15 protein-coding genes are annotated in these 14,026 nt (G+C 53.2%); 10 read left to right on the top strand and 5 right to left on the bottom strand.

Annotated elements, in window-relative coordinates; translation table 11 throughout:
• Positions 1 to 176: 176 nt before the first annotated feature.
• Positions 177 to 1,493, top strand: a complete 1,317-nt coding sequence (gene gntT, locus P6287_RS05500; RefSeq protein WP_101763267.1) for a gluconate transporter — start codon at positions 177 to 179, stop codon at positions 1,491 to 1,493.
• 39 nt (positions 1,494 to 1,532) lie between these two features.
• On the opposite strand, the gene P6287_RS05505 is transcribed toward gntT, so the two are convergent.
• Together P6287_RS05505 and P6287_RS05510 are read right to left on the bottom strand one after the other, a co-directional pair.
• Positions 1,533 to 2,615 (bottom strand): malate/lactate/ureidoglycolate dehydrogenase, encoded by a 1,083-nt coding sequence (locus P6287_RS05505; RefSeq protein ID WP_277974635.1) that lies wholly within the window; start codon positions 2,613 to 2,615, stop codon positions 1,533 to 1,535.
• Between the two features lie 106 nt (positions 2,616 to 2,721).
• The gene (locus P6287_RS05510; protein ID WP_110865704.1) at positions 2,722 to 2,967 is read right to left on the bottom strand and encodes a hypothetical protein; all 246 of its coding nucleotides are present in this window, start codon (positions 2,965 to 2,967) and stop codon (positions 2,722 to 2,724) included.
• Positions 2,968 to 3,953: 986 nt separating this feature from the next.
• Between P6287_RS05510 and pagP the strand changes: the two genes are divergently transcribed.
• From pagP to P6287_RS05525, 3 genes are all read left to right on the top strand, one after another.
• Entirely contained in the window at positions 3,954 to 4,487 is a 534-nt protein-coding gene (gene pagP, locus P6287_RS05515) for a lipid IV(A) palmitoyltransferase PagP (RefSeq protein WP_240632918.1), read from the top strand.
• A gap of 150 nt (positions 4,488 to 4,637) precedes the next feature.
• Positions 4,638 to 4,847, top strand: a complete 210-nt coding sequence (gene cspE, locus P6287_RS05520) for a transcription antiterminator/RNA stability regulator CspE (protein ID WP_007890714.1) — start codon at positions 4,638 to 4,640, stop codon at positions 4,845 to 4,847.
• 354 nt (positions 4,848 to 5,201) lie between these two features.
• Complete coding sequence (locus tag P6287_RS05525; protein ID WP_277974636.1) at positions 5,202 to 5,633, top strand: GNAT family N-acetyltransferase; 432 nt, start codon at positions 5,202 to 5,204, stop codon at positions 5,631 to 5,633.
• Here the strand turns inward: P6287_RS05525 and P6287_RS05530 are convergent.
• Entirely contained in the window at positions 5,611 to 6,966 is a 1,356-nt protein-coding gene (locus P6287_RS05530) for an aminotransferase class I/II-fold pyridoxal phosphate-dependent enzyme (RefSeq protein WP_277974637.1), read from the bottom strand. The genes P6287_RS05525 and P6287_RS05530 overlap by 23 nt on opposite strands.
• A gap of 137 nt (positions 6,967 to 7,103) precedes the next feature.
• On the opposite strand from P6287_RS05530, the gene P6287_RS05535 reads away from it, so the two are divergent.
• The 6 genes from P6287_RS05535 to tatE all read left to right on the top strand — a co-directional run bounded on the left by P6287_RS05535 (position 7,104) and on the right by tatE (position 11,792).
• A complete protein-coding gene (locus P6287_RS05535; protein ID WP_277974638.1) occupies positions 7,104 to 8,063 on the top strand; it encodes an ABC transporter substrate-binding protein in 960 nt (319 codons plus the stop codon).
• Between the two features lie 2 nt (positions 8,064 to 8,065).
• The gene (locus P6287_RS05540; protein WP_008103707.1) at positions 8,066 to 8,860 is read left to right on the top strand and encodes a deaminated glutathione amidase; all 795 of its coding nucleotides are present in this window, start codon (positions 8,066 to 8,068) and stop codon (positions 8,858 to 8,860) included.
• Positions 8,861 to 8,879: 19 nt separating this feature from the next.
• The gene (locus P6287_RS05545; protein ID WP_277974639.1) at positions 8,880 to 9,767 is read left to right on the top strand and encodes an ABC transporter substrate-binding protein; all 888 of its coding nucleotides are present in this window, start codon (positions 8,880 to 8,882) and stop codon (positions 9,765 to 9,767) included.
• A complete protein-coding gene (locus P6287_RS05550) occupies positions 9,764 to 10,723 on the top strand; it encodes an amino acid ABC transporter permease (RefSeq protein ID WP_277974640.1) in 960 nt (319 codons plus the stop codon). Before P6287_RS05545 ends, P6287_RS05550 begins: the two co-directional genes overlap by 4 nt.
• Entirely contained in the window at positions 10,720 to 11,490 is a 771-nt protein-coding gene (locus tag P6287_RS05555) for an amino acid ABC transporter ATP-binding protein (RefSeq protein WP_101763257.1), read from the top strand. Before P6287_RS05550 ends, P6287_RS05555 begins: the two co-directional genes overlap by 4 nt.
• 98 nt (positions 11,491 to 11,588) lie before the next feature.
• A complete protein-coding gene (tatE, locus tag P6287_RS05560) occupies positions 11,589 to 11,792 on the top strand; it encodes a twin-arginine translocase subunit TatE (RefSeq protein ID WP_064740541.1) in 204 nt (67 codons plus the stop codon).
• 88 nt (positions 11,793 to 11,880) lie between these two features.
• Here the strand turns inward: tatE and P6287_RS05565 are convergent, their stop codons facing one another.
• Both P6287_RS05565 and lipA read right to left on the bottom strand, forming a co-directional pair.
• On the bottom strand, positions 11,881 to 12,909 hold the full coding sequence (locus P6287_RS05565) for a hypothetical protein (RefSeq protein ID WP_277974641.1): 1,029 nt from the start codon (positions 12,907 to 12,909) through the stop codon (positions 11,881 to 11,883).
• Between the two features lie 146 nt (positions 12,910 to 13,055).
• The gene (lipA, locus tag P6287_RS05570; RefSeq protein WP_101763255.1) at positions 13,056 to 14,021 is read right to left on the bottom strand and encodes a lipoyl synthase; all 966 of its coding nucleotides are present in this window, start codon (positions 14,019 to 14,021) and stop codon (positions 13,056 to 13,058) included.
• Between the last annotated feature and the right edge of the window lie 5 nt (positions 14,022 to 14,026).

The raw sequence follows: 14,026 nt of genomic DNA on the forward strand, positions 1-14,026 counted from the left end.
AGAAATTCCGCTGCGGCGCCAGGTGCTTTGTACGCAATGTTACCCTTAACATGATACCCGTAACATTGCTCAGCAGGATGTTTACTGTGGTGCACGTTGTTGATTCTCATGTCCTCTGGGATAACCAAAATAAACCGCTGCCGGTAACTTACCGTGCGCAAAAGTGGAGAAAAATTATGCCATTACTCTATGTGGCGATTGGCGTAGCGTTACTGCTGTTGCTGATGATTCGTTTCAAACTGAACGGATTTATTGCGCTGATTCTGGTGGCGCTGGCCGTTGGCATGATGCAGGGCATGCCGGTCAACAAAGTTATCGTTTCGATTAAAACCGGCGTCGGCGGCACGTTGGGCAGCCTCGCGCTGATCATGGGCTTCGGCGCAATGCTGGGTAAACTGCTGGCGGATTGCGGCGGGGCGCAGCGTATCGCCACCACGTTAATCGCTAAATTTGGTGAGAAGCATATTCAGTGGGCGCTGGTGCTGACCGGCTTCACCGTCGGCTTTGCGCTGTTCTACGAAGTGGGCTTTGTGCTGATGCTGCCGTTGGTGTTCAGCATCGCCGCCTCCGCGCGCGTGCCGCTGCTCTACGTGGGTGTGCCGATGGCGGCCGCGCTCTCGGTCACACACGGTTTCCTGCCACCGCATCCGGGCCCAACTGCGATCGCCACGCTGTTTAATGCCGATATGGGTAAAACGCTGCTGTACGGAACGCTGCTGGGAATTCCAACCGTTATTCTCGCCGGTCCGGTTTATGCGCGCTTCCTGAAAGGCATTGATAAGCCGATCCCGGAAGGCTTGTGGAACCCGAAAACCTTTACCGAAGCGGAGATGCCTGGCTTTGGCGTCAGCGTCTGGACGGCATTGGTGCCGGTGGTGCTGATGGCGTTGCGCGCAGTAGCGGAGATGCTGCTGCCGAAAGGTCACGTGTTGTTGCCTTATGCCGAGTTCTTTGGTGACCCCATTATGGCAACCTTGATTGCCGTGCTGATCGCCATCTTCACCTTTGGTCTCAACCGTGGCCGCAGCATGGATGACGTGATGGGCACCATCACCGATTCGATCAAGATCATCGCCATGATGCTGTTAGTGATTGGTGGTGGCGGGGCGTTCAAACAGGTGCTGGTGGACAGCGGCGTCGATAAATATATCGCCAGCATGATGCATGAAACCAATCTGTCGCCGATCTTCATGGCGTGGTCGATTGCTGCGGTGCTGCGTATTGCGCTGGGTTCCGCTACCGTGGCGGCGATTACGGCAGGCGGCATTGTCGCACCGTTGATCATCACCAGCGGCGCCAGTCCGGAACTGATGGTGATTGCGGTCGGCTCCGGCAGCGTGATTTTCTCTCACGTCAACGATCCGGGCTTCTGGCTGTTTAAGGAGTATTTCAACCTGACCATCGGCGAAACTTTCCGCTCATGGTCGGCGCTGGAAACCATTATTTCGGTGTGCGGTTTGCTGGGTTGCTTACTGCTCGCCAACGTCATCTAAGTATCAAGGCTGAGGCACTGCGCCTCAGCCGCTTGCGGTTTACTGTGTTAAGGCGCGGAACGCCGCGAGTTCCTCTTGCGGCATTCCCGCTTGTAACGCCGCGTCACAGATTTGCTCCCAGCTGTTGCTGTCGAGTGGAATGCCATCGCGTTCACGTGCCACGCGGTTCTGCTCTTCCCACTCGCCGGGCACCTGAATTGGTGCTTCGCCACTTTGCGGCGACTGTTTCACCCAATCCAGGAATGATTCCGCTTCTTCCTGCATCGCAGGCGCATCAAACGCATCCGGATTCACGATGATGGTGGTCATGCAGTTGAAAATGGCATCGTGGCTGGTGACCAGCGTCTCATCATGCGTGGTGCGTCCGCCGGACAGCGCGCCGCCGAGAATTTCACACATGGTTGCCAGCGCATAGCCTTTGTGCAGACCAAACGGCATCAGTGAGCCATACGGCGCCTGATGCATCACGCCCGGTTCGGTGGTCGGCTGGCCTTGATGATCAATCAGATAACCTGGCGCGACCTGCTGCTCTTTATTCCACGCCACTCGCGTTTTACCAAAGGCGATGCCGCTGGTGGCGAAATCGAGCAGCAGCGGTTTGGCATTGCGGCGCGGGAAAATGGCGCAGAAAGGATTGGTGCCAAAGCGACGATCGCTACCGTTAAACGGCGCGACCATCGGATCGCCCATCACGTTAACGAAGTGGAAGGAGACAAAACCGGCGGCCGCACACTGTTCTGCCCAATGGCCGATGCGACCAATGTGGTGCGAATGGTGTAAACCAACCGCCGCAATACCTAACCTGGCTGCGCGCTCAATACCGAGTTGCATCGCCTCAAAGGCCGCCACCTGACCAAAACCGTTGTGCCCGTGCAGCGTCAGCACCGCGCCGGCGTCTTTTGCAACGCTGGCATGTTGGTTGAGTTGCAAAAAGCCCTGTGCCAGCGATTTCATGTAGCTCGGAATCATGCCAACACCGTGTGAATCGTGACCCGCCAGATTCGCGGCCACCAAATGGTCGGCGACCAGGCGCGCTTCTTCGGCGCTGCTGCCAGCATGTAACCAAATGGCTTGAACAAATTGATGAAGCCGAGAAGGGGGAATAAGATGCAGAGTACTCATACGGTCAATCTCCTTATCATGAACAATCATGCATCCTGTGCCGAAACCAGTAATAACCGCAAGTCAATGATAAGAAGTAAAGGGCCACAACGTGTGGCCCAAAAACTCAGTGCGGCTGTGCAAAGCCCGCTTTGACCATCTGATCGCGCAGTGCGCGGGTAATTTCACGGTTTCCGCCAGTGATCGGATAAATGACATTGTTGACGACATCGTCAAGATAGTGTTCTTCAAACTCCTGCAGGGTGAGTTGCGTGCCACCTTCATCATTAATCGCAATACTGCCGCTGATGTGGTTGCCGTAATCCTTTGCCTTAAGGCTATAACGCCCCATGCTGGTATTAATCGTGCTCATAAGAATCTCCTTGTTACGTCGGCATTGATAACAATCGAGGCCTCTTCAGGCGCTATAAGTTTAGACTGTCGACAGGCGCTGAGTGCGGAATCAAGGAGAGGGAAAATCGCAGGCTGCGACCCGTCTCGCAGAATTCAATCGGCATTAAGCGAAACGATAGCAAAGGGTTGTGACCACTCTCGCAGCGCCCAGCGAAAGCAGAATGATCATCTATACTGGTTAGCAGACACGTTATTTTTCATACTTGAAGGAGCGAACAATGAAAATAATTCTGTGGGTTATCGCCATCATCTTCATCGTTGGGTTACTGACACTAACAGGCGTCTTTAAACTGATTTTCTGACAACAACAGGCACCTGCGGGTGCCTGAATTTTTTATTCAGCATAGGATTTTTCGCTGTCATTAAAAGACGCAATCGGCAGGATGAGATCGCCCAGCGTCAACGGTTTCTGACACTGCGCGCAGCAGGCACCATGATGATTTATTGCATCGACCTGTTTGCAGTCCGTTAAGGTGTAAAAAAATTTAGTGCAACCGCAGCGGCTACAACGAATAGTCATGTCAGTTTTTTCCCCATCTCCGTCCTGGAGTATCGAGATTTATCTTATTCGTCGGGCGAGTTCAATTGATAAATTTTGTTAATTTATTCCATGCGTGAATAGTTGACACTAAGTCACTGAAAGCTATCTCATTGCTTGCCGTCATCATCACAACATGATTGCACTTTGTGTACATCCTTCAGTAATGCCTTTCCGTTTATCCGGCGTTTCAATTTCACGTTCCGCATGAGGTAAAATTCGCCGTCAACCGAGAATTAGCCTGGAGATATTAAGCCTGTTTTTTAATATCCTTTTGGCGATTACTTAGGAATGCGTCGTACAAGAATCTGAAAACTTTGCCTCAGGGTAGTGCATTTTTTCAGCACGAATTAACAGGAAATTACGTTGTGAATCGGCACTTTTCTGCAGTTTTGTTAGGCTGCATTTTGACCTCATCGGTCTCATTTTCGGCATCAGCGGTAACAACTTCACAAGCCATCAAATCAGGCTGGAACACCTTTAGCGATAACGTGTCGCAAACCTGGTCGCAACCGCAGAATTATGATTTTTATCTGCCGGCGATTACCTGGCACAACCGTTGGACTTACGACGATGAACACATCGATAAATACAACGAGCGCCCGTGGGGCGCAGGTGCGGGCGTTTCGCGCTGGGATGAGAAAGGTAACTGGCACGGTTTGTACCTGATGGCGTTCAAGGACTCCTTTAACAAATGGGAGCCGATTGGCGGTTACGGTTGGGAAGCGACCTGGCGACCGCTTAGCGATCAGAACTTTCATTTGGGCGCCGGATACACGGCGGGTGTAACGGCGCGGGATAACTGGCGCTACATCCCGGTTCCGCTGATATTGCCTTTGGCATCAATTGGATATGGTCCAGCCACTTTCCAAATGACTTATATTCCCGGCACTTACAATAACGGCAACGTTTACTTTGCGTGGCTGAGATTTGAGTTTTAAGCGCTGGCGGCACGCATAAAGTGTGATCGGCATGCAAAAAATCAATATTTATCACTTTTTCATCAAATCGCACTGGACAAATGTCACCGCAATTGCTGTACTAGACGTCGACACAGTTTAGTGTCCTTTTTTCATGTAAAGGTAATATAGATGTCTAAGATCAAAGGTAACGTAAAGTGGTTTAATGAGTCGAAAGGCTTCGGTTTCATTACTCCAGAAGATGGCAGCAAAGATGTATTCGTACACTTCTCTGCAATCAACAGCAACGGTTTCAAAACTCTGGCTGAAGGTCAACGCGTTGAGTTCGAAATCACTGACGGCGCTAAAGGCCCATCAGCTGCTAACGTTATCGCACTGTAATTAACAGTTCGAATTCTGAAAACCCGCCTTCTGGCGGGTTTTTTTTATTCATTTTAGGCTCGCCACCAAATAATCATCCAGCTCGCTAAGGCAAGCATGCTGATGCTCAGTGCCATTAACTCATCGAAAGTGCGTGGAATAAGGTTTTTCATTTCGCCTGCCTCAGAAAGAGATTTCCCTCAGCATGCCAATGCCAGATTAAGCCAGCCTTAAGCCGTTATGACATTCTCGTGACAAGGCAGATTCTGCGGCACATCTCACAGATAACTTCCGTAACATAGCCACAACAATGCTTACTTGCAGATTTTTGTCCGGCAACGCTATATAACTGCTCAGGGAAAATGAGGAGGCAGGATGAACATACGTCAGGCACAGGCAAAAGACAGTTTTGCATTGAGCGCGTTGCTAACCGAATTAGGTTATAGCGCGACGGAAGGATTTATCGATACGCGTTTGGCGCAGCTTATTCATCATCCCGATGAAATGTTGTTGGTCGCGGAACACGGCAATCAGGTGCTGGGCTTCCACTCGTTGCACTTTATTCCGCAGCTGGCATTGGCCGGCGATTTTGCCCGCATCAGCTACTTCTGTATTGCCGAAGGCGAGCGCAGCAAAGGCAGCGGGCAGCAGTTATTGAACCACGCCGAACAGCTGGCGCGGTCACGCGGTTGCGATCGTATGGAAGTGCACTGCCATTCATCGCGCCTCAAAGCCAACCAGTTCTATGCGCGTGAAGGCTATGTGGAATCACCGCGCTATCACATTAAAGCTCTGGGTTTAGATTGAGCTCGCGTCCGCTGGCTATCACGATGGCATCGGCGATGCTGTCGAGTTGTGCAACAGGGAGCAGCGCCGCGCTGACGCGAATGAACTGCCGGCTGCTAATGCTACAGCGCTCCCCGGGCAGCACGGCGATACCGCGCGCGGCCAGCGTGATCATCGCGTACTGCTCCGATTCCACCGGAATCCACACGCTCAATCCATCACGCTCTTCTAGCACCAGACCGCGTTTCGCCAGCGCGGCCAGTAACTGCTGGCGACGCTGCGCATAGGTGGCTTTGGCCTGCTGAATACGCTGCTGAGTCTCTTCATCATTGAGCATCCACGCCACGGCATCCTGCAAAATACGGCTGGTCCAGCTCACGCCAAAGTTGCGCCACGCTTGCAGGCGCTTCACCATTTCGGCGTTTCCTGATAACACCGCCAGCCGCAAATCCGGCCCATAAGCTTTAGAAAACGAGTGCACGTGCAGCACGCGTTCGGGATAGTGGAAGCCGAGGCTAAACACCGGGCAGCGCGACAGATCGCCAATGCCGTCATCTTCGACAATGATGGTGCTGCTGTTTGCCAGCACGCGCGCCAGCTCTGCACTGCGACGCTGGCTCACGCTGTTTCCGGTGGCGGAATGGGTGCGCGGTTGATAGATAAACATCGCCGGAGATTTCTGCATCAGCGTGGTCAGCGCCGAGGGAATGGGACCTTGCTCATCGCAGGGCAGCGGCAGAATTTCAGCACCCATGTTGTCTAAAATATCCAGTAATCGCGTGGCGGTAGGATCTTCGATCACCACACGATCGCCTGGTGACAGCAACGTCTGCACGATCAGGTTCATGGCATCGAAGCCGCCATCGGTTGCCAACCAGGCTTCGGCGGGATAGGGCCAACGTGGCGTTACGGCATCCTGCAATTGCGGTGAAATCGCCTCACGCTGATAACTATTCAGTTGCGGCGATGCAATGCCCGCCAGCATCGCCCGACGCAGATCCGGCAATAACGTTGGATCCGGTGAGGCCATCGCCAGTGACGCCTGAACATTCTCGCCGTAATTGCCGATCTTCTCGAAGCGAATCGGACGCGGCATCACGCTGTTACCGCTCACCCACACGCCGCTGCGACCTTTACCCGCCAGCACTTTCTGCTTCTTCAGTTGCGCCCAGGCAGCCGAAACGGTTGCCGGGCTCACGCCTAATCGCTCAGCCAACTCGCGTACCGCCGGCATCTGCATGCCCACCGCAATCTGCCCATCGCGAATCAGCGTGGATGCCGCATGCGTGATGCCTTTCACCGAAGCATCCGTGATCTGCTGGCTGAGCCACTCCAAATCCACACTTTGCGTCATAAGAAAATCCTTTGTTCAGTAACAAATAATAGATTGTTCAGATTAGTATTCGCGATTTAGACTCAAATTCAAGCACTATTTGCTGCATAAATAATCACAGCCGCAGGGCTGGCAGAACAGACGGGGAAGGCAAAACTATGGTAACCATCAGACTGGCGGTACGTGACTGGGATTACTTCACACCGCTGGCACTTGGCGATATCAAACCGGAAGGTTTCTCGCTGGAGATCGATCGTGTTGGCACGCTGGTGGATAACCTCGCCACCAGCGATAAATACGATGCCGGTGAAGTGTCGTTTAGCCGCTTTGCTCAGGCCCGGGCAAAAGGTGACACTTCACTGTTGGGACTGCCACACTTTCTGATGCGCGGTTTCCGTCAGCGCTGCATCATTACGCGCAGCGACAGCCCGATGACTTCGCCAGCGCAGCTGAAAGGTAAAAAGATCGGCGTTACCGGCTGGCAGGATTCGGGCAACACCTGGACGCGCACCGTGCTGCGTGAAGCAGGCGTAGAGATTGATGATGCGTACTGGTTTGCCGGGCGTTTGACTGAGGATCACCCGATTGTTGATCGTCTGGCCGGTTTTGGTCGTCCGGGGCGTATTGAACCGGCACCAGGTGAGCGTCCACTGATCGCGTTGCTGAAAGCGGGCGAGCTGGATGCTGTGTTTACCCCTTTTATGCCGGAAGGTTTTTTCCTCGCCGATTCAGGTTTGCGCCAGCTGCAGGTGGATTTTGCTGCTGCCGAGCGTGACTACTTTAATCGCGTCGGTTATGTGCCTGGCATTCACTTACTGGCTCTGAAGCCTGCCTTAGCCGAGGCGCATCCTTGGCTGCCTCAGGCGCTGAGCGACATCATCGATCGTTCGTACCAGATGTGGATGAAGAAGCGCGAGAAATACGCCGACACTACGCCGTGGCTGCTGGACGATTTGCGGCGCACCGCGCAGGAATTACCGGCCAACTGGAATCAGAACGGATTTTCCGTTAACAAAAAGATGATTGCCGACTTTGCGAATGAGCTGTTTCAGCAAGGCCTAACCCAAACATTGCTGACGCCGGAAGCGATTTTCCCGGCTGCGGCGCAAGGAGAATAACCATGAAAGTAGCAATGGGACAATTTGCCGTCAGCCGCGAATGGCAGGAAAACACCGATATCTGCATCGGATTGATGAACCAGGCATTGGCGGGCGGTGCTGATCTGCTGGTGCTGCCGGAAGGCGTGCTGGCGCGTGATATCGCCGATCCTGATCTGGTATTGAAAGCGGCGCAGCCACTTGATGGTCCTTTCGTCACGCAGCTGCTGGCGGTTAGCAAAGGCAACAACCTGACCACCATGATGAGCGTGCACGTGCCGACAGAAGGGCAGAAGGCGCTCAATGTACTGATCGCCATTCGCAACGGCGAAATCATCGCCGAGTACGTGAAACTGCACCTTTACGATGCCTTCGCCATGCAGGAGTCGCAGCGCGTGAATCCGGGGCGCGAAATTCCGCCGCTGGTTGACGTGGCGGGCATGAAAGTCGGGTTGATGACCTGCTACGACGTGCGCTTTCCGGAGCTGGCGCGTCGCTTAGTGCTTGACGGCGCGGATGTGCTGGTGCTGCCGGCAGCGTGGGTGAAAGGCCCGCTGAAAGAGATGCACTGGGAGTTGCTGACCACCGCGCGTGCGCTGGAAAACACCTGCTACATGGTGGCGGTGGGCGAATGCGGGCCACGCAATATCGGCAACAGCCTGGTAATCGATCCTTTGGGCGTGGCGATTGCCAAAGCGCCGGAATCGGCCGCGTTGGTGTTTGCCGATCTCGATCCACAGCGCATCGCCTACGCACGCAGCGTACTGCCGGTGCTGGAAAATCGCTGTTTTGCGCGTCCCGAACTTAAACCACTTTGATCGCTGGGGAATCTGACTGATGAAAATTTTTGCTACTGCCATCGCGCTGTCATTGGGCCTCACGGCCTGTTTCGCTCAGGCCGCCGACGTGATTCCTGCGCAAAAAGTGGATCAGGCGCTGCACGATCGTCTGCCAGCAGAGATCAAAAGCAGCGGTAAAATGATCTCGGTGAACAACGGATCTTTTCCTCCGTATGAGATCGTTAACGGTCCGCACTCAATGGACGGCGCTTCCGCCGATCTCACCGAAGCGCTGGCACAATTGCTGGGCGTGAAGATTGAACATGCCACCGTCAGCGGTTTATCGGGCGTGCTCACCGGCATTAATTCCGGCCGCTACCAGATGGCGATTGGCCCGATTGGCGATTATCCGGATCGTCAGCAGAAGGTTGATTTTATCGACTTCGTGCAGGAGTTCGTGGTGTTTGGCGTGCAGAAAGGCAATCCCTCGAAGATTAACGGTCTGGAAGATACCTGCGGTAAACGCATTGCGGTAATGGCGGCCGGTTCAGCAGAACAGGTGATTCGCAAGCAGTCCGATGCCTGTGTCGCGGCGGGTAAACCGGCGGTGGTGGTGCAATCCTTCACCGACCAACCATCATCGATTTTAGCCGTGCGCTCAAAACGTTCCGATGCTTTCTTCTCCTCGCAGGCGCCGCTGACTTACTTCATCGAACAGGCCAATGGCCAGCTGGAGCTGTCGGGCAAAGGCAAGAAAAACGGCTTTGGCGACATTTTCCAGGGCACCGTGGTACCCAAGGGTTCTGAACTCGGCAACGTGGTGCTGGATGCGTACAAAGAGCTGTTCAATAACGGCACTTACGCGGCCATCATGAAGAAGTGGAAATTAGACGGCAACGTGTTGCAGCAACCGGGACGTAACCTGGCGCAAGGGGCTGCAAAATGAGTCCGGTCACCAACAATTCGCGAGCCAGGGATAAGGCCGACGTGCAGCAGCGCGATGTGGCTTTTGCCCGCAGTGCGCCCACTTATGGGCGCTGGATCTCATGGATTTTGGTGCTGGTTATTGCCGCGAACTTCATCTGGCTGGTGGCGACCAACCCCAATTTCGAGTGGAACGTGGTGCTGCAGTGGTTCACCGAAGGTTCGGTGATGAAAGGCCTGCAGGTCACGCTCGGCTTGACGGTGGTGTCGATGATTCTCGGCACGCTGCTCGGGCTGCTGTTGGGCGTGTGGCGTCTCTCGGAAAATAAATTGCTGAGCGGCTTATCGTCGCTCTACATCTGGTTTTTCCGGGGTACGCCGCTGCTGGTACAGCTGATCTTTTGGTACAACCTGTCGACGCTGTTTCCCACCATCGCAATCACTCTTCCGTGGACGGATATCACTTTTGCCAGCTGGAACACCAACGATCTGATCACGCCACTGACCGCAGCCATTGCCGGACTGGCGCTCAATGAAGCGGCTTATATGGCCGAGATCATTCGCGCCGGCCTGCTGTCAGTGGATAACGGTCAGGTCGAAACCACCCAGGCGTTTGGCATGAGTCGCAGTCGTGCGCTGCGCCGCGTGATCATTCCACAGGCGATGCGTTCAATTATTCCGCCTACCGGCAACCAGTTGATTAGCATGATCAAAGCGACCTCGCTGGTAAGTGTGATCGCTATGGGCGATCTGTTGTACTCGGTGCAAGCCGTTTATAACCGCACCTTTGAAATTATCCCGATGCTGATGGTTGCGGTGATCTGGTATCTGCTTATCACCTCGATTCTTAACGTTGGCCAGTCCGCCATCGAGCGTTACTACGCCCGTGGCACCACCCGCACGGTGGTGAATAAACGTCGCGTTGCTGCTAACGAAGCCGCGCCTGCCGTCGCGCACCGTCTGAAGGAGGATGTATGAGTGAAGTTCAGCCACTGGTGCGTGCGCGTAATGTGCAGAAGAGTTATGGCGATAATGAAGTGCTGAAAGGCATCGATCTCGATGTGTTTCCCGGTGAAGTAGTGGTGATTCTCGGGCCATCGGGTTCGGGTAAATCCACCTTTTTACGCTGTATTAACCATCTGGAAGACATGAATGCCGGTTCGATTGTGGTCGGTGACGATCAGATCGGTTATGAACTGAAGCGCGGTATTTTGCATCGTCTGTCGGCGCGTAAAATTGCTCATCAGCGCCAGAAAATCGGCATGGTGTTTCAGCAGTTCAACCTCTATCCGCACATGACGGTGCTGCAAAACATCATTGAAGCGCCGATAGGTGTGCACAAGTTTACACGGCAGGATGCGCTCAAGCATGCGCGTGAGCTGCTGGCGACCGTGGGATTGAGTGACAAAGCCGATGCCTGGCCGCGTCATCTGTCCGGTGGTCAGCAGCAGCGCGTGGCGATTGCGCGTGCGCTGGCGATTAAACCGGCGCTGATGCTGTTCGATGAGCCCACTTCGGCACTCGATCCGGAGTTAGTCGGCGAAGTGCTGGCCACCATGCGCACCTTAGCCGATCAAGGGCTGACCATGATTGTCGTGACCCATGAAATTGGTTTCGCGCGTGAGGCGGCCGATCGCGTGGTGTTTATGGATGGCGGCGTGGTAGTGGAGCAGGGCAGTCCGGAGCAGGTGATTGGTAACCCGCAACATCCGCGCACGCAGGCATTTCTCAGCCGCTTTATCTGAGCAGGCGGTCTCACTCTGTTACAGATTGCAGTTGAGGCCGTTTATAAACTGCGCGTTAATAGTCAGGTCCGTTTTTCACATTGGTTGAAAGGTAAATTATGGAAGGTATCAGTATTGCCAAACTGCTGATCATCGGTGCGCTCATCGTACTGCTTTTTGGCACCAATAAGTTACGTTCACTGGGTGGCGATCTGGGTTCCGCAATCAAAGGCTTCAAAAAAGCCATGAAAGATGATGAATCCGGCGCATCCAAAAGCAGCGCTGAAGAAGTGCCTGCTGAACGTGTCAGCCACAAAGAGTAATCTCTGCGCCGAACGTCAATAAGTGTAAATATTTATTACGTTGATAAAAAACCAGACTGTCGCCAGCCTGGTTTTTGTTTTTTGCGTCTTAGTGCCAATTGGCGTAAATGATTTCCTGCTCATCCACATCAAATATTGTTGAGCCATATAAGCCATCAAAGTCGCTCAACCCATCCTGGGTATGCCAGCCCTGCAACATATCATCAGTTAAAATTAAGGGTATCAACGATATTGTTTCTTCTTCCTCGGCTGTAATAACATCAATGAGTGCTATTTCAATTTTGTCTGATTCACTCTCATCAATTGGCATAATGATTTCGCCTATTTTAGGCTTAGTCAAAAACGGATAATCAATTTTGCCACCCATTACGCCTTGCGGATTAATGGGGACTGCACTAAAAACATGCTGAGCGACAGAAATCTCGGTGGGCAGTTCAAACTGCCAACGGCCTTGGCTATCAATTTCAGAGCTGCCGACCCACACATCATCAAGATAAAAGTATAACGTCGTACCAACTGGCGCATTACCGCTGAAAGACCCTTCATCCTCATTCAGATCATCAATAATGACCTCATTTTCAGTGATAACCTTTGACTGTACCTGTACTAAAAGTTGAGGTTTGGCACTCTCGCGTTCAGGTAGCGTGGCAATTTCCACACTCTCGTGGTGCATGCCGATAGCCGGTTGCCACAGTTGTGGCAGAGGAGCATTGAATTTCGCTTCCAGCAAATCAAAATTCCATTCAGGTTCAGGCTCTTCATTAATCACAGCAAGTACATTCTCCTGAGAAGTTTGAAAAGCGATGTCTTCAGCATAAGGCATGATGTGTCGCACCACTTCGGGCATCACAGCGATAGTTTCATGACCCTTTAGTGGCAACTCTAAATGAATTTCATCGTATCGATGCTCAATACTGATAGCGGTAGCGATAAATGCATTGGCACATGAGGCGTGAGATGAAGTATAGGGATTGGTGTTATCTATGGGCGTGGTGCGCGCTTTAAGCGCATCCAAACTCTCTCCGGATGCACTGTTGAGCCGCACATCGGGTAATTGACCTGACAAATCGGGTTCCCGGAGAAAATCGAGCCCCTTTAAGTGAGAGGATGTTTGCATTATCTGACCTTCAAAATAAACACTGAGAAAAGAGAAATAGGCTCTTATGGCCTCAGCGATTAAAGCGACAGATTTGAGACAGGGATTAAGATTTTTAAGGAGATATTTGCGATTGCGCCCTGGTAAGAGCGCAATCGCGAAGCATATTACTTAACTTCCAGACCTTTGGCCTGCATATCAGCATGATAAGAAGAGCGCACAAACGGGCCGCAGGCGGCATGGGTGAAGCCCATTGCCATTGCTTCTTCTTTCATTTCGTCAAACTCGGCCGGGCTAACGTAGCGCTGCACCGGCAAGTGGTGACGGCTCGGCTGCAAATACTGTCCCAGCGTCAGCATGGTGACGCCGTGGCGACGCAGATCGCGCATCACTTCAATGATTTCAGCATTGGTTTCGCCAAGGCCGACCATCAAACCCGATTTAGTCGGGATATCCGGATGCGCTTCTTTGAAACGCTCCAGCAATTTCAGTGACCAATCGTAGTTGGCGCCAGGACGGACCTGACGGTACACGCGCGGCACGTTTTCCAGATTGTGGTTAAACACATCCGGTGGCGTCGCGGTGAGGATTTCCAGCGCGCGATCCATACGACCACGGAAGTCCGGTACCAATGTTTCAATTTTGATGGTTGGGCTTTTTTCGCGAATCGCGCTGATGCAGTCAGCAAAGTGCTGGGCACCGCCGTCGCGCAGGTCATCACGGTCCACTGAAGTGATGACCACATAACGCAGCGCCATATCGGCGATGGTTTGTGCCAGTTTCAGCGGTTCGTTAGCGTCAGGCATATTCGGACGGCCGTGCGCCACGTCGCAGAATGGGCAGCGACGGGTGCAGATCGCGCCGAGGATCATAAAGGTCGCGGTACCGTGGTTGAAACACTCTGCGAGGTTAGGGCAGGAGGCTTCTTCACACACTGAGTGCAGACCGTTTTTACGCATCGCGGCCTTGATGCCCTGAATGCGGCTGGAGTCTGCAGGCAGTTTGATCTTCATCCATTCCGGCTTACGCAGAATTTCTTCACGCTCAACCATCACGGTTTTCACCGGGATCAGCGCCATTTTGTCGGCATCGCGATACTTGACGCCACGTTCCATCTGAATTGGTTTACTCATAAATC

Origin of the sequence: Pantoea sp. X85, assembly GCF_029623675.1 — a bacterium.
GTDB classification, from domain to species: domain Bacteria; phylum Pseudomonadota; class Gammaproteobacteria; order Enterobacterales; family Enterobacteriaceae; genus Pantoea; species Pantoea leporis.

What these genes read in the sequence shown, in the direction of transcription:
- P6287_RS05535 (WP_277974638.1), top strand. Translation starts at nt 7,104, where the DNA reads ATGGTAACCATCAGACTGGCGGTACGTGACTGGGATTACTTCACACCG.
- P6287_RS05525 (WP_277974636.1), top strand. Translation starts at nt 5,202, where the DNA reads ATGAACATACGTCAGGCACAGGCAAAAGACAGTTTTGCATTGAGCGCG.
- P6287_RS05555 (WP_101763257.1), top strand. Translation starts at nt 10,720, where the DNA reads ATGAGTGAAGTTCAGCCACTGGTGCGTGCGCGTAATGTGCAGAAGAGT.
- P6287_RS05550 (WP_277974640.1), top strand. Translation starts at nt 9,764, where the DNA reads ATGAGTCCGGTCACCAACAATTCGCGAGCCAGGGATAAGGCCGACGTG.
- gntT (WP_101763267.1), top strand. Translation starts at nt 177, where the DNA reads ATGCCATTACTCTATGTGGCGATTGGCGTAGCGTTACTGCTGTTGCTG.
- P6287_RS05565 (WP_277974641.1), bottom strand. Translation starts at nt 12,909, where the DNA reads ATGCAAACATCCTCTCACTTAAAGGGGCTCGATTTTCTCCGGGAACCC.
- tatE (WP_064740541.1), top strand. Translation starts at nt 11,589, where the DNA reads ATGGAAGGTATCAGTATTGCCAAACTGCTGATCATCGGTGCGCTCATC.
- lipA (WP_101763255.1), bottom strand. Translation starts at nt 14,021, where the DNA reads ATGAGTAAACCAATTCAGATGGAACGTGGCGTCAAGTATCGCGATGCC.
- cspE (WP_007890714.1), top strand. Translation starts at nt 4,638, where the DNA reads ATGTCTAAGATCAAAGGTAACGTAAAGTGGTTTAATGAGTCGAAAGGC.
- P6287_RS05540 (WP_008103707.1), top strand. Translation starts at nt 8,066, where the DNA reads ATGAAAGTAGCAATGGGACAATTTGCCGTCAGCCGCGAATGGCAGGAA.
- P6287_RS05510 (WP_110865704.1), bottom strand. Translation starts at nt 2,967, where the DNA reads ATGAGCACGATTAATACCAGCATGGGGCGTTATAGCCTTAAGGCAAAG.
- P6287_RS05530 (WP_277974637.1), bottom strand. Translation starts at nt 6,966, where the DNA reads ATGACGCAAAGTGTGGATTTGGAGTGGCTCAGCCAGCAGATCACGGAT.
- P6287_RS05505 (WP_277974635.1), bottom strand. Translation starts at nt 2,615, where the DNA reads ATGAGTACTCTGCATCTTATTCCCCCTTCTCGGCTTCATCAATTTGTT.
- P6287_RS05545 (WP_277974639.1), top strand. Translation starts at nt 8,880, where the DNA reads ATGAAAATTTTTGCTACTGCCATCGCGCTGTCATTGGGCCTCACGGCC.